Here is a 21,609-nt window from a genome sequence, read left to right as displayed (position 1 = left end):
CTACGACAAAGAAAGTCCCCCTCGTGAGTTTCCTGACCCGGCTGAGTCTGAAGAACCGGGCGCTCATCGCGCTCATCTCCGTCGTCGCCATCATCTTCGGCGTCATCGGTGCCGGTGCTCTCAAGCAAGAGCTCTTCCCGTCCCTCGACAACCCACAGGCCACGGTCACCGCCTCCTATGAGGGAGCCACCCCCGAGGCCGTCGAATCCGAAGTCACCGACCCACTCGAAGGGGCGCTGACCGCACTGCCCGAGGTCGAGGACATGACCTCGACCTCCTCAGCGGGCAGTTCGCAGATCACCGTGAGCACGAAGTACGGCGACGACTCCGATGACGTCGTCCGTGCCCTGCAGCGCGCCGTCTCCCAGGTGCAGCCGACCCTGCCCGACGGGGTCGAACCGAACGTCATGATGATGGGCACCGATGATATTCCGGTGCTCGCCCTGTCCGTGACCTCGGATGCCGATGAAGACCAGCTGGCGGCGAATCTCGAAGACATCGTCGAACCGGAGCTGAAGAAGGTCGACGGCGTCTCCCAGGTCCAGATCGCCGGAGCGAAGACCAAACAGGTCGAGATCAGCATCCGCCGCGACGACCTCGAGGACGAAGGAGCCAACCTCGACGAGGTGGCCGGAATCCTCCAGTCCAACGGTGTGCCCACCTCGGCCGGTGAGCTCAAGGGCGACGACGGCGCGGCCCCGGTCGAGGTCGGCACCCGCATCCGCTCGATCGATGCGATCAAAGACCTCGTCATCTCCGGCAAGGACGGACCGATCCAGATCTCCGACGTCGCCGACGTCAAACTCGTCGACGAGCCGATCGAGTCGATCTCGCGCACCAACGGCGAACCCTCGCTGTCCGTGTCGGTGATGAAGGAATCCGACGCGAACACCGTCGACGTCTCTCACGCGGTGGCCGACAAGCTGCCCGAACTCGAGAAGATGATGGGTGACAACACGGAGTTCGTCTCCGCGTTCGACCAGGCCCCGTTCATCGAACAGTCCATACACGACCTGCTCAACGAGGGTGGGCTGGGCCTGATCTTCGCGGTCCTCGTCATCCTCGTCTTCCTGCTCTCGGTGCGGGCGACGATCATCACCGCCATCTCCATCCCGCTCTCCCTCCTCATCGCCATGATCGGGCTGTGGATGGGCGGGGAGACCCTCAACATGCTCACCCTCGGTGCGCTGACGATCTCCGTCGGCCGCGTCGTCGACGACTCCATCGTCGTCATCGAGGCGATCCGCAGACGCCACGCCTCCGGCGGCGACAAGTTCTCGAACATCCTCGCCGCCGTCTCCGAAGTGGCCGGTGCCATCACCGCATCGACGCTGACCACGGTGGCCGTGTTCCTGCCGCTGGCATTCGTGACCGGGCAGACCGGAGAGATGTTCCGGCCCTTCGCCCTGACCGCGACCATCGCCCTGCTCTCGTCCCTGTTCGTGGCACTGACGATCGTGCCCGTCCTCGCGTACTGGTTCCTGCGTCAGCGTGAAGCGAAGGTCAAGCTCACCCGTGCGGAGAAGGCGGAGATCCGTCGCAGCCGCAAGTCGATGCTGTCGCAGTGGCGGGCAGAGAAGAAGGAAGCGAAGAAGGCCGACAAGAAGCGCGACCTCGTCGCTGCCGGTGCCGAAGCCGAGGACACCGGTCCTCGAGACAGTGTTGAATCGTTCCCGCGCGCTGATGCCTCCGCACAGGCCGGTGCCACGACTCGAACCGATGCGACCGGAGTGGCAGCGGGCGGACCGCGCTACGGCGAATCCGAAGACGGAACGGAAGCGGTCGACGAGCTCGCCGGAATGCATTCGCCGGTGACGCGACTGCAGAAGACCTATATGCCGGCCATCGGGTTCTCGACGAAGCACCCGATCATCATGATCCTCATCGCCGTGCTCGTGCTCGCAGGCACCGGAGCGATGATCCCACAGCTGAAGACAGAGCTCTTCGGCGACACCGGGCAGGACTCACTGCAGATCTCGCAGACCTTCGACCCGGGCACCGACCTCGATGAGGCCTCGGAACAGGCGAAGAAGGTCGAGGACATCCTCGCCGACGAATCCGATGTCGACAACTACCAGTTGTCGCTCGGCGGCACGTCGTTCGGCTTCACCGACGATTCGTCGCTGACGGGCACCTATATCGTCAACACGAAGTCCGGAGTCTCGGCGCAGTCGATCTCCGCAGATCTGCAGAAGCAGTTCGACGGCCTCAAGGGCGCCGGCGACGTCGAGGTGGCAAGCCAGAGCTCGACCCCGGGTGCGCAGACCATCGACGTCACACTCACGGCCACCGATCCCGAAGAACTCGAGGACGCGACGAACAAGGTCAGCGACAAGCTCGAGGGCGTATCGTCGGCGCAGTCGGTGACGAGCGATACCGCCGCGGTCCAGCCCGTGATCGAAGTCAAGGTCGATCATGAGAAGGCCGCAGAGGAGAACCTCACCGAGGCGGCCATCGGCCAGTATGTGCAGCGTGCCATGCATGGCCAGCAGATCGGTGAGGTCGTCATCGACGATGTCTCCCATTCGGTGCTGCTCTTCGATCGCAATGCCGACACCGTGGAGAAGCTGCGCGAACTCAAGATCCCGGGCAAGCCGGAAGAGACGGCTCCCGCTGGAGGAGCCGGCGCAGGTGCGGCAGGCGGCGCCGGTGGTGCGGCCGGAGGTGCCGGTGGCTCAGGTGACGCCGGCGCGGCCGGAGGTGCCGGAGGAGCTGGCGGAGGCGCCGGAGGTTCGGGCGACGCTGGTGGCGCAGGTGGTGCCGGTGGTGCCGGCGGCGCAGGCGGTGCTGGTGGTGCGGCCGGTGGTGCCGGTGCGACAGGCGGCGATCCGAACGCGGGCGCTCCCGTGACATCGGAGCCGCGATTCATCGAACTCGATGAGGTCGCCGACGTCAAGGAGGTCAAGACCGCACCGACGATCCGCCACACGGATTCGCAGCGTTCGACCACCGTGTCCGTGACTCCGGAAGGCGATGACCTCGGAGCCGTGTCTACCGAGGTCCAGTCCGCCCTCGACGACGTGGACCTGCCCGATACGGTGTCCGTCGACACCGGCGGTGCCACCCAGGAGCAGAACGAAGCGTTCTCGCAGCTGGGACTGGCGATGCTCGCGGCGATCCTCATCGTGTTCGTCATCATGGTCGCCACGTTCAAGTCGCTGCTGCAGCCGCTGATCCTGCTGGTCTCGATCCCGTTCGCGGCCACCGGTTCGGTTGCGCTCTCGCTCATCACCGACACTCCGCTGGGGCTGACGTCGATGATCGGACTGCTCATGCTCATCGGCATCGTGGTGACGAATGCGATCGTACTCATCGACCTCATCAACCACTTCCGAATCCGCGGGGTCGATCTGCGTACGGCCATCGTCCACGGCGCCCGGCTGCGTTACCGTCCGATCCTCATGACTGCGGCCGCCACGATCTTCGCTCTGCTGCCGATGGCCCTCGGGCTCACCGGCGGGGGAGTATTCATCTCGAAGCCGCTGGCCATCGTCGTCATCGGCGGACTGGTCAGCTCGACGCTGCTCACGCTCATCCTCGTGCCCGTGCTCTACCTGCTGCTCGAAGGGGTCAAGGAACGCCGAGCCGAGAAGAAGTACGTGAAGAACATGGCTCGCGGGGAGGTCCTCGACGCAGCCGAGGCACGGGCACATGAGCGGGAGACTGCCGCTGTGCCAGCCGGTGCTGGGGCCGCTGCCGCCGGTTCCGACGACACTCGGGCACGGGCAGAAGGAGAGGCCCCCACCGAGGCGACCGCACCGACCGCGGACTCGACGTCCGCGGATTCGGGCAGGGCCGCCTCGGCGTCGGACGAATCGACGGACGCCGACCGCCTCGGTGACCGCCGCGACGACGAACCGACCGGCAGCGACGGACGTGACGACGACGGGATCCGGGGCGATGGGCCGGGAACGGACTTCACCCTGCGCAGCCAGCAGCCGCGTCGTGATGACGGGGACGGCGAACCCAAACACTGACCCGTCCCGGCTAGAGTTGAGTCCATGACGACCGAGCTCGAACCACAGGAGAGAAAGCGCCTGTGGTTCGAGCTCGGTCTCATTGCGGCCCTGTCCCTGGGGCAGGCATCCGTCTATGCGATCGTCCGTCTGGCAGACATCGCCACGCGCGGACCGATCAGCGACGCCCAGGCCAAGCTCAACACCTCGATCTCGCCCCGGCCGGCCTTCGACCTGATCTACCAGCTTCTCGACATCGGCTTCACCCTCGTGCCCGTCGCCCTCGCGATCTACCTGCTCAGTCGAGACCGACCGGCCCAGCCGCTGCCGATCAGGCTCGGAGTCGACGGGCACCGACTGCGCGACCTCGGTCACGGTGTACTCATCTTCCTCGTAATCGGCATCGGCACCCTCGGGGTGTACGCGGGCGGCAGGGCACTGGGGATCACTGCCGAGATCCAGCCGTCCAACCTCGGCGATCATTGGTGGACGATTCCCGTGCTGCTGCTCTCGGCCGCGAAGAACGGAATCCTCGAAGAGGTGCTCATCTTCGGCTTCGGGGCGCTGCGACTGCGGCAGCTGGGCTTCGGACCCTGGCCGATCATCATCTCCCTGGCGATGTTCCGCGCCAGCTACCACCTCTACCAGGGCATCGGCCCGTTCATCGGCAACGTCGCCATGGGCATCATCTTCGGCTGGTACTTCCTGCGCAAGGGCAGACTCATGCCGCTGGTGTGGGCGCATGTCATCATCGACGCCGTCGGATTCCTCGCCCCGGGAGTGCTCGCCCTCGTCGACTTCGGCTGAGTGCTGCAGGCGAGGTCGGGACAAGCGAACGGGACACTCATTCCTCCCTCCGGGTTCACCTCTGATTCACCGACGGGTAGTTCCAGGGCCGCTTGCCGGTGACAGTCTCGATCGGGTGAGTCCTTCCGGCTCCGCCCTCTGTACCGGGCGGGCCCCGGACTGGGAAGATACCCGATACAAGGAGAGAATCGATGCGAACCTTTCTGCCGATGGCCGACCATGTGCGTGGCAAGCGCAGCCCCGTTACGTGCGCACTGAAGTGCGACAACGCCTGCCTCAAGGCCACCTGCAACACATCGGCAAATGGGTATTTCCGCGATATCGTCAATGCGAAGCTCAGCCGTCGCGCGGTTCTCGGTGCCTCGGCTGCAGGTGCCTTGGCCATCGCAGTGACCACCGCACCGAGTCCGACCGCACGCTCTGCCGCCGCAGCCACCGCAGGCAGTCTGGCCTTCACCGCCATCGACCCGGTCCAGCATGAGGTCGACGAATTCGTCGTCCCCGAAGGCTACTCCTGGCATCCGATCGTCCGCTGGGGAGACCCCCTGTTCCCCGACTCCCCGAAATTCGACCCGGAGAATCAGAGCCCAGAGGCGCAGCGCCGCCAGTTCGGCTACAACAACGACTTCCTGTCCATCCAGATCGACCCCGACGACTCCAACCGGGCCGTGCTCTTCGCCAACCAGGAATACACGAACGACGCCATCATGTACCCCGAGGACATGGACGGAGCCGATCAGCGGGCGATCAGCCGCGAAGCCCACGGACTGACCGTTGCCGAACTCATCCGCACGGACGAGAAGTCGACGTGGACGATCGATGTCAACGGAAAGAAGAACCGCCGGTTCCTCATCGACACCGAGTACGAGTTCACCGGTCCCGCCGCCGGTTCCGATCTGCTGCGGACGAAGGACTACCCGAACGGTGACAAGGCGCAGGGCACTCTCGGCAACTGCTCGGGCGGGCTCACGCCCTGGGGCACTCTGGTGTCCGGTGAGGAGAACTTCAACTCGTACTTCAAGGCGCAGGGCACCTCGGCGGCCGATAAGCGCTACGGTCTCGACAGCGAAGACTCGGCCAACGGCTGGGAAGCCGATGTCGACCGATTCGATACGAACAACCCGGGCTACGCGAACGAAGCGAATCGCTTCGGCTGGATCGTCGAAGTCGACCCCTGGGACCCGAACTCCACCCCTCATAAGCACACGAACATGGGCCGCTTCAAACACGAAGGGGCGAACATCACGATCTCCGATTCGGGCCACGCCGTGGCCTATATGGGAGACGATGAGAAGTTCGACTACCTCTACAAGTTCGTCTCGAAGGACACCTACGTCGAGGGCGACCGCGAACAAAACAAGACGCTGCTGACCGACGGCGACCTCTACGTCGCGAAGTTCACCGGCAACTCACCGAAGTCCGAGATCGACGGCAGCGGTGAGGTGCCCGCCGACGGCGAGTTCGACGGCAGCGGACAGTGGCTTCCGCTGGTCAAGGACGGCAAGTCGCAGGTGTCCGGATTCTCCGTCGAAGAGGTCCTCGTCAACACCCGACTGGCCGCCGACAAGGTCGGGCCGACGAAGATGGACCGCTGCGAAGACGTCGAACCGAACCCGGTCAACGGCCGCATCTACGTCGCCTGCACGAACAACTCCGACCGCGGCACCGACGGGAAGGCCGCCGCAGATGAGGCCAATCCGCGCACGGAGAACCGCGACGGGCACATCGTCGAGATCACCGAGCGCTCCGGCGATCATACGGGCACCGAATTCGACTGGACGCTGCTGTTGGTCTGCGGAGACCCGAAGCAGGGCGACGCCACCTACTTCTCCGGCTTCCCCGCCGATCAGGTCTCACCGATCTCCTGCCCGGACAATGTCGCCTTCGACACCGCCGGAAACCTGTGGATCTCCACCGACGGTGCTCCCGACGGCATCGGCTACTGCGACGGGCTGTTCAAGGTCACGATCGACGGCGACCAGCGCGGTCGGGTCGAACAGTTCTTGTCCGTGCCTCGCGAAGCCGAGGTCTGCGGACCACTCGTCCACGATGAGTATGAGTCAGCTTTCGTTGCGGTCCAGCACCCAGGTGAGGACGGCTCCTATGCAGATCAGCACTCGCAGTTCCCCGATTATGTCGACGCGACCGATGTCGACAAGGGAGTGGCTGCGATGCCGCGGCCCACTGTCGTGCAGGTCATCAAGGGCGACGGCGGATCGGCACCGGACCCGACTGAACCGCCGAAGGACCAGGACTCCGACGCCGACGGCACAGATGAAGGGGCGAAGGACTCGGACGAGAACGGCAGCTCAGATGGTGCCGGAACGGGTGAGGACACCGATGCCAAGGGCGACAGGACCGGAACGGACGCCGACAGCTCCGGATCGACTGCCGGGTCGCAGGACGGCGCGAAGGATGCCGCGGCAGCTGGTGCGGCCGCGAGCGCCGGAAGCGACGGCGGCTCCGGTTCGGGCGGCTCCGGCGGATCCGATTCGGGCGGCGGTTCTTCGAACGGCGGCTCGGGTTCAGGCGGGTCCGGTTCAGGCGGGTCCGGGTCGGACGGCGGTGAACTGCCGTGGACCGGTACTGACAGCACTCTGCCGCTGCTCGGCGGCGGAGCAGGTCTCCTCGCCGTCGGCGGTGCGATGGCCACGGCCGCTCATCTGCGTCGGAAGAACGCAGACGGGACGGAAGGCGAGCAGGACTCGCCGACGGAGTTCCAGGGCGACTGATGACTCCAGGACCATAAGCTGAAGAAGGCCAGAGGCGACACTGCCTCTGGCCTTCTTCGACTCCGCAGAGTATGCGGACGCTGATGTGCTCAGATGGTGACGGGGCCGTTCTCCGTGTTGAAGCTCACCGACATGATGCCCGGCGTCCCGTGGGGTGCGGACCAGTCGATGTTGATCTCAGAGATCGGCTTGGCATCCTGAGTGCCCAGCCAATCGCGCAGACGATCGCGGTCCCCGGCGATCTGCAGGGTGTCGATGTCGACGCCCTCATTCGTCTTGTACGTCGACGGGTGCTGCGAGGAGTCGGCGGACCACTTGATGAAGAACGGCAGCTGGGGATCGGCGATGAGCCCCTTGACACCGATCTGCAGCCACCGAAGTTCCAAACCGGACTCCGGCGTGCGGTTTCCATCGACAGCCTTGCGCTCGAGGCGAGTTTCGACTGCGGTGAGATCGTCGACCGAGACGCACCAGCCCATCCAGCCGCCGCCGAGCTCGGAACGAGCCCGGACCGCCTGACCGAAGGGCGTCGAGAGAGCGGCCGGATGCTCCAAGGCTTCCACGACTTCGAGGTAATGGCCGTTCGCTAGGGGGAAGATGAGGTTTCTGGTGCCGAATCGAGGATGCACACCGCCGTCGTAGGGAGCCACTCCGAGCTTCTCCGCGATCCGCTCGGCGGTCGCACGATAGCCGTCAGGTTCACTGGCGTATGACACATGATCGAGTTTCATGACTCGACAATCGCATAACCTGGCTCACACTGCCCCTTAGGCTTACCTAAGAAATCGTGATGGTCATCACGCTGGGGCCCCGGTCGGGGGCCAAACGAAACCGCCCGGATGTCATCATCCGGGCGGTCGCAGATCAGCGCTGAGTTCTCAGCACAGTGAGAGGGGTAGGGCTCAGTGGCCCTCGGCCTTGAAACGCTCGATCGAGGCGTTGATCTCGGCCTCGGCGGCTTCGCGGCCGGCCCAGCTCGAACCCTTGACGTACTTGCCGGGCTCGAGGTCCTTGTACCGGGAGAAGAAGTGTTCGATCGAGTCGAGCATGAACTTGTCCACGTCCGAGATGTCGGTGTAGGAGTCCCAGCGAGGATCTCCGGCGGGCACGGCGAGGACCTTGTCGTCGCCTCCGGCCTCGTCTTCCATCTGGAACATGCCGATGGGACGGATGTCGATGAGCACACCGGGGAACAGCGGCTCGGGCAGCAGCACGAGCACATCGAGAGGGTCGCCGTCGTTTCCGAGCGTGTCCTCGATATAGCCGTAATCGGCGGGGTACTGCATCGAAGTGTAGAGGTAGCGATCGAGCTTGACCCGACCGGTCTCATGATCGACTTCGTACTTGTTGCGGGACCCCTGGGGGATCTCGATTGTGGCCAGCAGTTCCATAGTGCTCCTTCACGTTAGGGGTGCATCACTAGAATAGATGGTACAAGTCCCCGTCACCGCCCACCGACGGCGACCGCCTCACGGTCGTCGAGGAATGAGAGCCTGCGTTTGAACGACACCGATGCGCCGCAGAACCCGTCGGACTCCGGCTCCCCGCGCCGCGACCGCAGAGAGGCGACTTCGCGGCGGAAGAAGGGCGGTGCGATCACCGCAGGGATCATCGTCCTCGCCCTCGGTGCCTATGCCGCCGTCGACGCCTACGACCTCGTGCCCGGCCTGCCCGGCGTGCTGACCACCGAACCCCAGGTCGAGGTCCAGACCGTGCCCACTCCGCAGGCCCACGCCCAGCAGGTGCCCGCCCCCGCCTCGGCGGTCGACGATTCCGCTCCTGTGCCCACACAGATCCCGAAGACGATCGACGCCGTGCTCAAGGATTCGAAGGTCAAGGGCTTCGGCCTCGAGGTCCGTGACGGGATCAGCGACGACGTCCTCTACGCGAAGGACGAGACGAAGCCGCGCACTCCCGCCTCCGTGACGAAGGTGCTCACAGCGGCCGCCTCACTGTCCGCGATCGGCGGGGAGACGCGCCTGGCGACGACGACGGACTTCGACGCGGACACGAACACCCTGACGCTGACCGGCGGCGGCGATGTGCTCCTGTCGGCCGGAGACTCCGATCCCGGTTCGGTCAACGGGCACGCGGGACTGCGGACCCTGGCCGAAGACACCGCGGCCGCCCTCAAGGACCAGAACATCACCGAGGTGGCCCTCAACCTGGACACGAGCCGCTACGTCGGCGAGGACTTCGACTCCGGCTGGTCCCGGTCCGATATCGCCAAGGGCGTGATCACCCCGATCCAGCCGATCATGGTCGACACCGCCTACGTCGGGTCGAAGAACGCAGACTGGCGGGGCCGCAGCGAACACCCGGCGAAGGACGCGTTCTCGATCTTCGAAAAAGAGCTGAAGAAGACCGGGATCACCGTCACCGAGGCGACCGACCGGTCCGAATCCGAGGCGCCGTCCGAGTCCGAGAACCCGAAGGAACTTGCCCGGGTGGAATCGGCGACGATCTCCGAGATCGTCGAATACGCGCTCGTGCACAGCGACAACGTCGTCGCCGAGATGCTCGGCAACGAGGTCGCCATCGCTCAGGGGCAGGACGGCAGCCTCGAGAACGGTCCCAAGGCGGTCCTGGAGGCCCTCGGCGAATCCGTCGATCTCGGGCGCACTCACCTCGTCGACACCTCGGGGCTGTCCTATGACAACCGGATCGCCCCGCACGATCTCACGACCGTGCTGCAGGCCTCGGTCGTCGCCGATGACTCGCTGGCCGGGCTCGTCAGCTACTTCCCCGTCGGCGGACTGACCGGCACCCTGCACGACCGATTCCTCGACGAGAGGAACGCCTCAGGGGTGGTGCATGCGAAGACCGGAACGCTGTCGACCGTGACCTCCCTGGCCGGGGGAGTGCTCGACGCGGAAGGCCGCTACCTCGTATTCTCCATCCAGATCGACGACGTGGATAAGGACAAGATCTTGGAAGCCAGAAAGACCGTGGACGATATCGTCACAGCCCTCGCGAACTGCGGCTGCCGATGATCATCGACGAGAACTTCGCCGCCCGCACCGCCCGTGAGCTCGTCTCCGCGGCGAAGGTCCCCGAACCGGGTGTGCTCGACGGACTCGTCGAGGGGATGAAGGACAATGCGCTGACCGCCCAGGACCTCGTGCTCGACTCGTTTCTGCTGCCGCCGGAGCACGCCGATGATGTGCGCGGACGGCTCGCCGCCGGTTCCGTGCTCGTCCTCGACCAGGTCAGCTGGGTCAAAGCCAACGCGCAGTCCGTCAATGGAATGCTCGACGAGGCGGCCCTGCCCGCCCCGGTCAGCCCCGCCACCGCGAAGGCCGGCGCCGTCGAGGTCGCCGGGGTGCTCTCACTCCTGTCGACTCGCGTGCTCGGCCAGTTCGACCCCTTCGCCGTGGAGACGGGACGGCTGATGTTCGTTGCCCCCGCCGTGCTCATCGCCGAGAGGGCCATGGACGTCGATCCGCGTGACTTCCGCATGTGGGTGGCCCTCCACGAAGCCACCCACCAAGTGCAGTTCGCGACCGCGCCCTGGCTGCGCGAACATATGCGCACCCTGCTCTCCGGAGCCGTGTCGACCCGACTGACGATGCCGGGGGTCGGCGGGATCGTCGACCTCTTCGCGACCCTCGGCCGCATCGTCAAGGGCGAGGCCAGCATCATCGACCTCATCCGTGACGAGAACATGCGCACCGCACTCGACGAGGCCACGGCGATCCTGTCGCTGCTCGAAGGCCACGCCGATGTCGTCATGGACGAAGTCGGAGCCGGTGTCATCCCGAGCGTGCGCCGGCTGCGCCGCAAGTTCGAGGCCCGCCGCGATGCCGCCCAAGGCGGGTTCCTGACGAATCTGCTCGGAATGGACCTCAAACTCGCCCAGTATCGCGACGGAGCGAAGTTCGTCCGTGCCGTCCGCCGCGAGGTCGGACAGAAGGGCTTCTCCCGCATCTATGCCGAACCCGCGAACCTGCCGCGCACGGCCGAAATCCACGAACCGCAGCTCTGGCTCGACCGTGTCCACGGCTGAGGGGCCGCGCAGCGCATCGTCGCCGAGGCGGCCGACCCTCGACCCGGCCAGCGCAGCCATCCGCAATGCCGTGCGCGCAGCGCTCGCCGTCGCAGGAGCGTCTGTTCCGGGCCTCATCGTCGCAGTGTCCGGGGGAGCGGATTCGATGGCGCTGCTCCATGCGACCGCATTTCTCCATCGACGCGGTGAGATCCGGGCCCGTGCCGTCACCGTCGACCACGGCCTGCAGACCGTCACCGCCGAAGTGGCCGACCGGGTTGCTGTCACTGCCGAATCCTGGGGTGTGCCCGCCGAGGTGATGAGGGTGAGGATCGATGCCGGTGAGGAAGGCCTCGAGGCCGCGGCACGCACCGCCCGCTATGCCGCCCTCGAAACCGCTCGGGCCGCAGCCGGAGCCGACTGGATTCTCACCGCCCATACCCGCAGCGACCAGGCAGAGACCGTTCTGCTCGGCCTCATGCGCGGATCGGGCACCCGGTCCCTGGCCGGGATGAGCCCGCTGGCCGGTCGCCTCATGCGTCCCCTGCTCGGCCTCGACCGAGACCAGACCGAAGCGTCCTGTCAGGCACAGGGCATCGAGATCTGGGACGACCCGATGAACGCCGACACCGCGTTCACCCGCGTCCGGGCCCGGCAGCTGTTGGCCGGACTCGAAGCCGAACTCGACCAACCGATCACAGCGAACCTCGCCCGCACCGCCGACCTCTGCCGAGCCGACGCCGATTTCATCGATGCCCACGCCGAGGCGGCAGGGCAGACGATCCGCGGAGCCGCCTCGGTGCCGGTGGAGGTCTTCACTGCGCTCGACGATGCCGTGCTCAGCCGCGTCGTGCGCGACTGGGTGATCTCACTCGGAGTTCCCGGACAGAACCTCGGAGCGGTGCGGGTCGCCGAACTCTGTGCCCTCATCTGTGACCGCAGGCGCGGTCGACTGTCCCTGCCCGGGGACACGGAAGTCGTCGTCTCCGACGGGCGGGCCGTGTTCCAGCCGGCTGCGAAGGCCCGCTGAGACTCAGCTCAGCCGCGGCCCGCCCGCCAGTTCGCCGCCGGAGGCGATGAGTCGACCGCCCTTGAACACATCCCTGTCCCTCGGGCAGTCCATGATCGCCGAGGTGACCGTGTCGGCGTCGACGAGCACGAAGTCCGCGGGAGCGCCCACCGCCAGACCGAACCGGGAATCGTCGACCAGAGCCGAACCGTCGGAACGAGCACCGGCCATGACCTGCGCTCCTCCGCGTGAGGCGATGTCGAGACAGCCTTCGATATCTGCGTCTGCACGGAATCCGTTCGTGAACGCCAGCTGCCAGGTCCGGCGCAGCAGATCGCCGTCACCATAGGGACTCCAGTAGTCCCGCTGACCGTCCTCGCCGAGTCCCAGAGCCATTCGGCGCTCACGGATGAGTCTCTGCGGCAGCGCACCCTTGGCCGGGGCAACCGTCGTCAGGGTCACTCCCGCCTCGGCGAGGACATCGAGGATCCGAGCGACCGCGGGTTCCGGGTTCGTGTTGAGCGCGACGGCATGGGAGACCGTGACTTGCCCGGCCATACCCGCGGCTCGAGTACGCGCAGCGATTTCCTCGAGCGTGAAGAGTCCCGCGGTGCCCGCCTCATGGAGGTGGATGTCGATGCCCTTGCCGTGCTTCTCAGCCAGGCCGAAGACGACATCGAGGTGGGAGACCGGATCCCGGTCGTAGAGCAGCGGATCGAGTCCGCCGACGAGGTCCGCGCCCTCGCTCAGAGCCGCATCGAGCAGCTCTTCGACGCCCTGCTCGTGCACGATTCCGGCCTGCGGGAAGGCAACGATCTGGAAGTCGAGGACATCGACATGAGCCTCGAGCGCGGCCCTGACCCCGTGGAAGCGCTCGAGACCGCAGTCGGCATCGACCTGTGCGTGTGAGCGGATGCGCGTGCCTCCGGACGCGATGATCTTCGCAATTGCGTACGCGGCCTGATCGGCGACGCTGCGCTCGCCCTGCCGCCAGTTCTCGCGATCGTTCATGATGTACCCGTGCAGAGTGCCGTCGGCGGTGTGCGGACGGAACGTCTGGCCCATCCGATTCGAATCCAGATGAGCGTGGACATCGCCGAGGCTAGGCAGCAGGATCCGCCCCGCCCCGTCGATGACCTCGGTCCTGGTCGATGTCGTCCCGGTCGCCGGTGGCGCGGAATCGGGGGCGGCATCCTCGGCGGGGGAGAGGCGAGAGAACCGTCCTTCGGTGATCTCGACGTCGACGGCGGGAGCATCGGGGGTGCGTGGGAACAGGCGCACATTCTTCACAACGATCATGTGCTCAGCCTACGACCGTCAAACGGTATACCATCGGAAGCTGTGCCTGTCTGCGTGCCTCTATGGGGCCGCGGCCCGCGCGCACGACGACTACAGCGGTCTGAAAGGATGAGGCCATGACGACTTCGCCCGTGCAGGGATTCCGACGCAACCGCGGCCTCGACGTTCTGGCCCTGGCCTGCCTCGTCCTCATCGCCGCCTCGCTGCGCCCAGCCGCCTCCTCCCTGGGTCCCGTTCTCTCCGAAGTCAGCGACGGATTCTCCCTGGCCGAATGGCAGACCGGTCTGCTCACGGCTCTGCCGGGACTCGTGTTCGCCATCTGCGGCATCATCGCCGTACCCCTGCTCAAGCGCCTCGGTCTGTTCTCCGCTCTAGCCCTGAGCTCCGCCCTCATCGTGGCAGGCATCGGTCTGCGCGCCATCGTCACCGAATGGGTGGCCTTCGCTCTGCTCACGGTCCTCGCCCTGGCCGGAATGTCGATCGGCAACGTCATCCTGCCGGTCTACGTCAAGTCCCGCTTCCCGCACCGGCCCACCCTGGGCGCGACGACATTCACGGTCTCGCTCGGCCTCGGTTCGATGCTGCCCTCGCTGCTGACTGCGCCCCTGGCCGAACAGTTCGGCGGGTGGCGCTTCGGTCTCGGCTTCTGGCTGGTCCTGCCCTTGTCCGCGCTCATCACCTGGACGGTGCTGCGGACACTGAAATCCGTGCCCGTCCTCTCCGGACAGGCCGCGGAGCCCGGTGGGCAGCAGGAGGAGGCGCCGCCTCGGCGAGCGGTCTTCACCTCGCCCAAGGCGCGGTATATGGCCATGTTCTTCGGCCTCCAATCGGCCAATGCCTATCTCCAGTTCGGATGGCTGCCGCAGATCTACCGCGACGCCGGACTCGACCCCTTCCTCGCAGGGATCATGCTCACGATCGTCACCTTCGGCGGTCTGCCCGGTGGATTCCTCGCCCCGCAGATCATCGTCCGGGGCATCGCCCCGCGCGCCTTCCTCGTCTCCTTCGGGGCCAGCGCCGTCGCCGGCTATACCGGACTGCTGCTCAGCCCGGTCAGCCTCCCCTGGCTGTGGGCGGCTCTGCTCGGATACGGCGGATTCGCGTTCCCCGCCGCGCTGGCGCTCATCACCTCCCGCACTCGCGAGGTCTCCGTCACCGCCTCGACTTCGGCGTTCGTCCAGTCCTCGGGCTATGTGCTCGCCGCACTGTGCCCCCTGGCCGTGGGCGGACTGCTCGGGGTCAGCGGCGGCTGGCAGGTGCCGCTGTGGTTCATGGTCATCATCTCCGCACTCATGGCGATCACCGGTTGGCTGTCGGCCGGTCCGGGGACCGTCGACGACGAACTGGCGCCGACATCCGGGCCCACTGGCACCGGTGAGGCAAAGTGACCCATAATGGAATCTCCAGGACCCGCATCTGAGGAGAATCGACACTCGTGGACATCAACGATCTCGGCAATGACATCGAAAAAGTACTCGTCTCGGAAGAGCAGATAGCCGCACGACTCGTTGAACTGGCCGCCGCCATCGATGCAGACTACAAAGACAAGAACATCCTCCTCGTCGGCGTCCTCAAAGGCGCCGTCATGGTCATGGCCGACCTTGCCCGCGCCCTGCACTCTCCTGTGACGATGGACTGGATGGCCGTGTCCTCCTACGGTTCGGGCACCAAGTCCTCCGGCGTCGTGCGGATCCTCAAGGACCTCGACACCGACCTCACCGATCGGCACGTCCTCATCGTCGAAGACATCATCGACTCCGGCCTCACTCTGTCCTGGCTGGTCCAGAACCTGCGCACCCGCGGAGCTGCCACCGTCGAGATCTGCACTATGCTGCGCAAACCCGAAGCCGTCAAGGTCGACATCGACGTCAAGTACGTCGGCTTCGACGTGCCCAATGAATTCGTCATCGGCTACGGCCTCGACTATGCGGAGAAGTACCGCAATGTGCCGTTCGTGGCGACCCTGGCCCAGCACGTCTACAGCTGAGTCCGCTGGCACCGCTTTTTACGCCCGCGGCGAACCCGGGCCGAGTCCGGGGTCTGTGACGGAATAGATTCGGCACGCATTCGGGCTATAGGGGTGCGAAGTACTAGGCTGTGGGGGATGTTCCCAGGCAGCCTCGGTAGCCTGAAACGGTTGCCCACATCTTTTTCCTGAGAGGACTTATGGCCGAGTCGAACAAACGTCGCCCCCTGCTGAACAAGGCGACGAAGGGCCCATTGGTCTGGATCGTCCTGGCGCTGCTCGTCGTATCGATCGGTGCTCTGCTGTTCAGTCAGTCCGGGTTCAGCCAGATCGACACCGAACAGGGTCTGCAGTTACTCAAGGACGACAAGGTCGAACAGGCCAAGATCGTCGACAAGGACCAGCGCGTCGACCTCACTCTCAAGGACGACTACAAGGTCGACGGCAAGGACTTCGGCAAGAAGGTCCAGTTCTTCTACGTCGAACAGCGCGGAGAGCAGGTCGTCAAGGCCGTCGACTCCGCCGGCCCGGACAAGGGCTTCACCGACGAGGTGCCCAAGCAGAGCTGGCTGATGTCGCTGCTGGGCACGCTCATCCCGTTCGTCATCATCTTCGTCGTCTTCTGGTTCCTCATCTCGCAGATGTCGGGCGGGAAGATGATGAACTTCGGCAAGTCGAAGGCGAAGCTCGTCAACAAGGAGAACCCGGACGTCACCTTCAAGGACGTCGCCGGAGTCGACGAGGCGCTTGAAGAGCTCGAAGAGATCAAGGAGTTCCTCGCCGAGCCGGAGAAGTTCAAGGCCGTGGGAGCGAAGATCCCCAAGGGCGTGCTCCTCTACGGACAGCCCGGCACAGGCAAGACCCTGCTGGCCAAAGCCGTCGCCGGTGAGGCCGGAGTCCCGTTCTACTCGATCTCCGGTTCCGACTTCGTCGAGATGTACGTCGGCGTCGGTGCCTCCCGAGTTCGTGACCTGTTCGAACAGGCGAAGTCGAACGCCCCCTGCATCATCTTCATCGACGAGATCGACGCCGTCGGCCGCCAGCGCGGCGCCGGAATGGGCGGCGGACACGACGAGCGCGAACAGACTCTCAACCAGCTGCTCGTTGAGATGGACGGATTCGACGTCAAGACGAACGTCATCCTCATCGCCGCGACCAACCGTCCCGACGTCCTCGATCCGGCGCTGCTGCGTCCCGGTCGCTTCGACCGGCAGATCCCCGTCGAAGCCCCTGATATGAAGGGCCGCAAGCACATCCTCGAGGTCCACGCCGCCGACAAGCCGCTGGCCGACGAGGTCGACCTCGGGCAGGTGGCGAAGCGGACCCCCGGATTCTCCGGTGCGGACCTGGCCAATGTCCTCAACGAGGCGGCCCTGCTCACCGCACGTGAGAACGCGAAGGTCATCGACAACCGGATCCTGGATGAGGCCATCGACCGTGTCATCGCCGGCCCGCAGAAGCGGACGCGACTGATGAACGACAAGGAACGCCTCGTCACCGCCTACCACGAGGGCGGGCACGCACTGGTCGCCGCGGCCATGAACCAGACCGACCCGGTGACGAAGGTGACGATCCTCCCGCGCGGACGCGCACTCGGCTACACGATGGTGCTGCCCAGCGAGGACAAATACTCGACGACCCGCAACGAGCTGCTCGACCAGCTCGCCTACGCCATGGGCGGGCGTGTGGCCGAGGAGATCGTCTTCCACGACCCGACCACAGGTGCCAGCAATGACATCGAGAAGGCGACGAACATCGCCCGGAAGATGGTCACCCAGTACGGAATGAGCGAGAAACTGGGCATGGTCAAGATCGGCGACGACCAGTCCGAACCCTTCGCCGGCCGCGGTTACGGCGGCGGCGACGAATACGGGGATTCGACCCTGTCCTCGATCGATCGCGAGGTCCGCGGTCTCATCGACTCCGCGCACGCCGACGCCTACTGGGCGCTGACGCACAACCGCGATGTGCTCGACAACCTCGCCTACCAGCTGCTCGAACGCGAAACGCTGGACCAGGCCGCCCTCGAGGAGATCTTCGCCCCCGTCGTCAAACGCGCCACCCGCGAAGTGTGGCTGGCCCACGACGATCGCCCCGTGTCCGAACGCGGCCCCATCGTTCCGCCCGCACCGCAGAGCGAACGCAGCGACGGTGAAGGATCGACCGGCGCCGAGGTGGACACCACCGACATCCCCGGAGCCGGACCCACGGGCGTCAGCGGACCTCACGTCCCGCACAACCCGCCCGGACCCGAGAACCCGAACGGCCCGACCGGCCCGACGGGCGGCCCCACCGGGGGACCGACCGGAGGACCAGGCACAAGCGGTCCGGGAACCGGGGGACCGGCGACGAATGACACGAACGAAGACAGAGGGAACAACGACTGATGGCCGATATCGAAGAGGTCTCCGCCGGTCTCGGCCCCGCCCCCGCAGGGCAGGACAACAAGGTCGACCAGGAGCGCATCGCCGCTGCCGTGCGTGAGATCCTCATCGCCGTCGGCGAAGACCCCGACCGGGAAGGTCTCGTCGAGACTCCCGGCCGAGTGGCTCGAGCCTATGAGGAGATCTTCGCGGGACTCCACCGCGACCCGGCCGAAGTCCTCGGCGTCACCTTCGACATCAGCCACGAGGAACTCGTCCTCGTCCGCGATATCGACCTCTACTCGACCTGCGAACACCACCTCGTGCCCTTCCACGGAGTCGCCCACATCGGCTACATTCCGAGCAAGAACGGCAAGGTCACGGGACTGTCGAAACTGGCCCGCCTCGTGGAGATCTATGCGCGGCGCCCCCAGGTGCAGGAACGCCTGACCTCACAGATCGCCGACGCGCTCGTCGATCATCTCGAACCGCAGGGCGTCATCGTCGTCGTCGAAGCCGAACACCTGTGCATGACCATGCGCGGAGTGCGCAAGCCCGGAGCCTCGACCATCACCTCGGCCGTGCGCGGGCAGCTGCGCGAAAGCGCCTCCCGAGCAGAAGCGATGAGTCTCATCCTCGGTCGCTGAGGCAGAACACGGATCACACAGCGATGGACGAAACAGCCGCTAAGACGACGCAGATCATGGGCGTCCTCAATGTCACCCCCGACTCCTTCTCCGATGGCGGGCTGTGGTTCGACCATGACCGAGCCGTCGCCCACGGACTCGAACTCATGGCAGCCGGTGCCGACATCATCGACGTCGGTGGCGAATCGACGCGTCCGGGATCGGCCCGCGTCGATGAAGCCGAAGAGCTGCGCCGAGTCGTCCCGGTCGTCCGTGAGCTCGCCGCAGCCGGAGCTGTCATCAGCGTCGACACGATGCGCGCCCGCGTCGCCGCAGAATCCCTGGCAGCCGGGGCTCATATCATCAACGACGTCTCTGCCGGACAGTCGGACCCCACCATGCTCAGCGTCGCTGCCGAGTCCGGAGCTCCCATCGTGCTCATGCACTGGCGCGGCTACCTCGATCAGGCTTCCGCAACGTTCCACTACGACGATGTCGTCGCCGAGGTGATCTCCGAGCTGCGCACCCGCATCGACGAAGCCATCGCCGTCGGCGTCGAACCTGCGAATATCATCGTCGACCCCGGCCTCGGGTTCTCGAAGAACGCCGAACACAACTGGCAGCTGCTCTCCGCGCTCGACGAATTCGCCGCCCTCGACCACCGACTCCTCGTCGCCGCCAGCCGGAAGCGCTTCATCGCCTCCCTGCTCAACCCCGACGACCCGAAACAGGCCGAACAGGCGGCGAAGGATCAGGCCACGGCCACGATCTCCGCGATCTCCGCGCAGGCCGGTGCCTGGGCGGTCCGCGTCCACGATCCGGCCACCTCGGCGGTCGCCTGCAAGGTCATCGCCGCGGTCAGGGAACACTCCGCAGCAGCGGCACACCCGGCAGCGGACTCCGGGACTGAGGGATCCGGGCGATGACCGGCGCAGAGGCGGCCCCCGACCGCATCGAACTGCGCGGACTGACGGTGCGCGGAAACCACGGCGTCTTCGACTTCGAGAAACGAGACGGCCAGGACTTCGTCATCGACGTCACCCTCTACACCTCCGTCGCACGTGCCGCGGCCACCGACGACCTCGCCGAGACTATCCACTACGGCGAACTCGCCGAAGACGTTGCCGGAATCGTCGAGAACAACACCTTCGACCTCATCGAAACGCTGGCTGAACGCATCGCCGACCACTGCCTGAGCCTGTGCGAGCACGTCGAGGTCGTCGTCCACAAACCCTCGGCACCGATCCAACGGACCTTCGACGATGTGCGCATCCGAGTCGAACGCAGACGCGTCGACTCTGCCGCCGCCTCGGTGAGGGAGCATGCAAGGGCCGCGGACGCGCCGCGCGGTTCGGGCGACACGGCCGAGGGCGAGACCGAAGCGTATCTCAATCTCGGGGCGAACCTCGGCGATGCCGCGGACACCCTCGACCAGGCGGTGGCTGCCCTCGACCGGCATCCGGACATCACCGTCACTCGCCGGTCCTCACTCTTCCGCACCGCCCCCTGGGGCGGAGTCGACCAAGCCGACTTCCTCAACCTCGGAGTGCTCGTGACGACCACATTGTCGGCTCTCGAACTGCTCTCCGTGGCACAGGGCATCGAAGTCGCCTGCGGGCGGACGCGCGAACTCAGGTGGGGACCCCGCACCCTCGACATCGACCTCATCCGCTTCGGAGACGAGGACGCCGAGCTGCGCAGTCAGTCAGCGCGATTGACGCTGCCGCACCCGCGCGCCCACGAACGCGCCTTCGTCCTCGCGCCATGGGCGGAACTCGTCGGAGACACACTCATCGACACCCCACAGGGGCGCCGCCCCATCAGCGCGGTCCTGGCCGAACTCGACGACCAGGACATCGCCCGGATCACCTCTGGATAACCGCCCGCGATCTGAGAGACTGGGAACCATGCAGAGAACCTCCTCGTCCACCCTCGCCGTCTGGGCCGTGATCGGCACGGTTCTCGCGATCGTGGTCGACGTGGTGCTCGAAAGCCAGGGGTTCTCACTGCCGGGACTGCCGTGGTTCGCCGTCATCGGCATGCTCGTCCTCGCAGCCATCCTGTTCCTGCTCGGCTGGCCCATCAAAAAATGGAACGACGGTGACCGGACGAAGGAGATCGACCCGATCCAAGCGGCGAGAGTGGCGATCATGGCCAAGGCCAGTGCCCTGACCGGAGCCGGACTGGCCGGCTGGTACCTGGGCAACGCCGGCTACTACTTCCTGTCAGCCCCCGGGATCCGCAATGATCTGGCCGCAGGTATGCTTGTCGCGATGATCTCGGCCGCAGTGCTCATGATCGTCGGTATGATCGTCGAGGGATTCTGCGAGATCCCACCCCAAGACCCGCCGGGAGCTGAAACAGCATGAACCGCGACCTCTCCTTCTCCATCGGAGCCGATGTGCCTTTCAATCGGGTGAGTCCGAAGTACGGGCTGAAAGAGGTTCTGGCCTCACTGACGCTGCTCGTCCCGCTGCTCATCGCCGGGCTGGTCTTCGCGATCATCTTCAACTCCGAGGTGCCCTGGCTGCACCTGACCTGGATCGCCGTCCTCGTCTACGGCATCATTTCGACGATCATCATCCTCCGTCAGGCTCGCGCCATCGGCTATGCCGAACGGGAGGACGACCTGCTCGTCCGCCGCGGCATCATGTTCCACCGCGCCACCGTCGTGCCCTACGGCCGACTCCAATTCGTCGACGTCGACGCCGGCCCCATCGACCGCATGTTCGGCCTGGCCACCGTCAAACTGCACACCGCGTCGGCCGCCACCGACGCGACGATCCCCGGACTGCCCCGCGCCGAAGCCGATCGCCTGCGCGACAGCCTCGCCGGACTCGGCCAGGCCAATCTCGCCGGGCTGTGA

17 protein-coding genes are annotated in these 21,609 nt (G+C 65.8%); 14 read left to right on the top strand and 3 right to left on the bottom strand.

The window, feature by feature from the left end:
- Window positions 1-23 precede the first annotated feature (23 nt).
- The 3 genes from HIM68_RS15790 to HIM68_RS15780 all read left to right on the top strand — a co-directional run bounded on the left by HIM68_RS15790 (window position 24) and on the right by HIM68_RS15780 (window position 7,495).
- On the top strand, window positions 24-3,977 hold the full coding sequence (locus tag HIM68_RS15790) for an efflux RND transporter permease subunit (protein ID WP_367647566.1): 3,954 nt from the start codon (window positions 24-26) through the stop codon (window positions 3,975-3,977).
- A 24-nt stretch (window positions 3,978-4,001) separates the two neighbouring features.
- Window positions 4,002-4,763 carry a CPBP family intramembrane glutamic endopeptidase gene (locus HIM68_RS15785; RefSeq protein WP_172173833.1) on the top strand — a complete coding sequence of 254 codons (762 nt, stop codon included), beginning with the start codon at window positions 4,002-4,004 and terminating at the stop codon, window positions 4,761-4,763.
- 191 nt (window positions 4,764-4,954) lie between these two features.
- A complete protein-coding gene (locus tag HIM68_RS15780) occupies window positions 4,955-7,495 on the top strand; it encodes a PhoX family phosphatase (protein ID WP_172173830.1) in 2,541 nt (846 codons plus the stop codon).
- 89 nt (window positions 7,496-7,584) lie between these two features.
- Here the strand turns inward: HIM68_RS15780 and HIM68_RS15775 are convergent, their stop codons facing one another.
- Window positions 7,585-8,226, bottom strand: a complete 642-nt coding sequence (locus HIM68_RS15775) for a VOC family protein (RefSeq protein ID WP_101545790.1) — start codon at window positions 8,224-8,226, stop codon at window positions 7,585-7,587.
- A 171-nt stretch (window positions 8,227-8,397) separates the two neighbouring features.
- Window positions 8,398-8,886, bottom strand: a complete 489-nt coding sequence (locus tag HIM68_RS15770; protein ID WP_101545791.1) for an inorganic diphosphatase — start codon at window positions 8,884-8,886, stop codon at window positions 8,398-8,400.
- A gap of 108 nt (window positions 8,887-8,994) precedes the next feature.
- Here HIM68_RS15770 and dacB point away from each other — a divergent pair, with 108 nt between their 5' ends.
- The 3 genes from dacB to tilS are packed head-to-tail and all read left to right on the top strand — an operon-like array spanning window position 8,995 to window position 12,510.
- The gene (dacB, locus tag HIM68_RS15765) at window positions 8,995-10,488 is read left to right on the top strand and encodes a D-alanyl-D-alanine carboxypeptidase/D-alanyl-D-alanine-endopeptidase (protein ID WP_216657194.1); all 1,494 of its coding nucleotides are present in this window, start codon (window positions 8,995-8,997) and stop codon (window positions 10,486-10,488) included.
- Window positions 10,485-11,501 (top strand): zinc-dependent metalloprotease, encoded by a 1,017-nt coding sequence (locus HIM68_RS15760; protein WP_139907225.1) that lies wholly within the window; start codon window positions 10,485-10,487, stop codon window positions 11,499-11,501. Before dacB ends, HIM68_RS15760 begins: the two co-directional genes overlap by 4 nt.
- Window positions 11,488-12,510 (top strand): tRNA lysidine(34) synthetase TilS, encoded by a 1,023-nt coding sequence (tilS, locus tag HIM68_RS15755; RefSeq protein ID WP_367647565.1) that lies wholly within the window; start codon window positions 11,488-11,490, stop codon window positions 12,508-12,510. The genes HIM68_RS15760 and tilS overlap by 14 nt, the downstream gene beginning before the upstream one ends.
- A 3-nt stretch (window positions 12,511-12,513) precedes the next feature.
- On the opposite strand, the gene HIM68_RS15750 is transcribed toward tilS, so the two are convergent.
- Window positions 12,514-13,788: an amidohydrolase family protein gene (locus HIM68_RS15750; protein WP_172173824.1), complete on the bottom strand. Its 1,275-nt coding sequence runs from the start codon at window positions 13,786-13,788 to the stop codon at window positions 12,514-12,516.
- 116 nt (window positions 13,789-13,904) lie between these two features.
- Here HIM68_RS15750 and HIM68_RS15745 point away from each other — a divergent pair, with 116 nt between their 5' ends.
- The 8 genes from HIM68_RS15745 to HIM68_RS15710 all read left to right on the top strand — a co-directional run bounded on the left by HIM68_RS15745 (window position 13,905) and on the right by HIM68_RS15710 (window position 21,609).
- Entirely contained in the window at window positions 13,905-15,176 is a 1,272-nt protein-coding gene (locus HIM68_RS15745; protein ID WP_172173821.1) for a CynX/NimT family MFS transporter, read from the top strand.
- A 47-nt stretch (window positions 15,177-15,223) separates the two neighbouring features.
- Window positions 15,224-15,775, top strand: a complete 552-nt coding sequence (gene hpt, locus HIM68_RS15740; RefSeq protein WP_172173818.1) for a hypoxanthine phosphoribosyltransferase — start codon at window positions 15,224-15,226, stop codon at window positions 15,773-15,775.
- A gap of 179 nt (window positions 15,776-15,954) precedes the next feature.
- Window positions 15,955-18,141, top strand: a complete 2,187-nt coding sequence (ftsH, locus tag HIM68_RS15735; RefSeq protein WP_139468655.1) for an ATP-dependent zinc metalloprotease FtsH — start codon at window positions 15,955-15,957, stop codon at window positions 18,139-18,141.
- Complete coding sequence (gene folE / locus HIM68_RS15730) at window positions 18,141-18,764, top strand: GTP cyclohydrolase I FolE (RefSeq protein ID WP_172173815.1); 624 nt, start codon at window positions 18,141-18,143, stop codon at window positions 18,762-18,764. The genes ftsH and folE overlap by 1 nt, the downstream gene beginning before the upstream one ends.
- Before the next feature lie 23 nt (window positions 18,765-18,787).
- Window positions 18,788-19,669, top strand: a complete 882-nt coding sequence (gene folP, locus HIM68_RS15725) for a dihydropteroate synthase (protein ID WP_216657193.1) — start codon at window positions 18,788-18,790, stop codon at window positions 19,667-19,669.
- Window positions 19,666-20,622 (top strand): 2-amino-4-hydroxy-6-hydroxymethyldihydropteridine diphosphokinase, encoded by a 957-nt coding sequence (gene folK / locus HIM68_RS15720; protein ID WP_172173812.1) that lies wholly within the window; start codon window positions 19,666-19,668, stop codon window positions 20,620-20,622. Before folP ends, folK begins: the two co-directional genes overlap by 4 nt.
- 28 nt (window positions 20,623-20,650) lie before the next feature.
- Window positions 20,651-21,112 carry a DUF3180 domain-containing protein gene (locus tag HIM68_RS15715; protein ID WP_172173809.1) on the top strand — a complete coding sequence of 154 codons (462 nt, stop codon included), beginning with the start codon at window positions 20,651-20,653 and terminating at the stop codon, window positions 21,110-21,112.
- Window positions 21,109-21,609 carry a PH domain-containing protein gene (locus HIM68_RS15710; protein ID WP_139907231.1) on the top strand — a complete coding sequence of 167 codons (501 nt, stop codon included), beginning with the start codon at window positions 21,109-21,111 and terminating at the stop codon, window positions 21,607-21,609. The genes HIM68_RS15715 and HIM68_RS15710 overlap by 4 nt, the downstream gene beginning before the upstream one ends.

The organism is Brevibacterium sp. CT2-23B (assembly GCF_013168765.1).
Lineage (GTDB): Bacteria > Actinomycetota > Actinomycetes > Actinomycetales > Brevibacteriaceae > Brevibacterium > Brevibacterium sediminis.
The sequence above is the reverse complement of the archived record's forward strand: the minus strand, read 5'-3'. Positions and strand labels throughout refer to the sequence as shown.

Coding starts and splice junctions, on each gene's coding strand:
- HIM68_RS15780 (WP_172173830.1), top strand. CDS start 4,955: ATGCGAACCTTTCTGCCGATGGCCGACCATGTGCGTGGCAAGCGCAGC.
- HIM68_RS15770 (WP_101545791.1), bottom strand. CDS start 8,886: ATGGAACTGCTGGCCACAATCGAGATCCCCCAGGGGTCCCGCAACAAG.
- HIM68_RS15760 (WP_139907225.1), top strand. CDS start 10,485: ATGATCATCGACGAGAACTTCGCCGCCCGCACCGCCCGTGAGCTCGTC.
- folP (WP_216657193.1), top strand. CDS start 18,788: ATGGACGAAACAGCCGCTAAGACGACGCAGATCATGGGCGTCCTCAAT.
- ftsH (WP_139468655.1), top strand. CDS start 15,955: ATGGCCGAGTCGAACAAACGTCGCCCCCTGCTGAACAAGGCGACGAAG.
- HIM68_RS15710 (WP_139907231.1), top strand. CDS start 21,109: ATGAACCGCGACCTCTCCTTCTCCATCGGAGCCGATGTGCCTTTCAAT.
- HIM68_RS15750 (WP_172173824.1), bottom strand. CDS start 13,788: ATGATCGTTGTGAAGAATGTGCGCCTGTTCCCACGCACCCCCGATGCT.
- HIM68_RS15775 (WP_101545790.1), bottom strand. CDS start 8,226: ATGAAACTCGATCATGTGTCATACGCCAGTGAACCTGACGGCTATCGT.
- HIM68_RS15715 (WP_172173809.1), top strand. CDS start 20,651: ATGCAGAGAACCTCCTCGTCCACCCTCGCCGTCTGGGCCGTGATCGGC.
- folK (WP_172173812.1), top strand. CDS start 19,666: ATGACCGGCGCAGAGGCGGCCCCCGACCGCATCGAACTGCGCGGACTG.
- HIM68_RS15745 (WP_172173821.1), top strand. CDS start 13,905: ATGACGACTTCGCCCGTGCAGGGATTCCGACGCAACCGCGGCCTCGAC.
- folE (WP_172173815.1), top strand. CDS start 18,141: ATGGCCGATATCGAAGAGGTCTCCGCCGGTCTCGGCCCCGCCCCCGCA.
- HIM68_RS15785 (WP_172173833.1), top strand. CDS start 4,002: ATGACGACCGAGCTCGAACCACAGGAGAGAAAGCGCCTGTGGTTCGAG.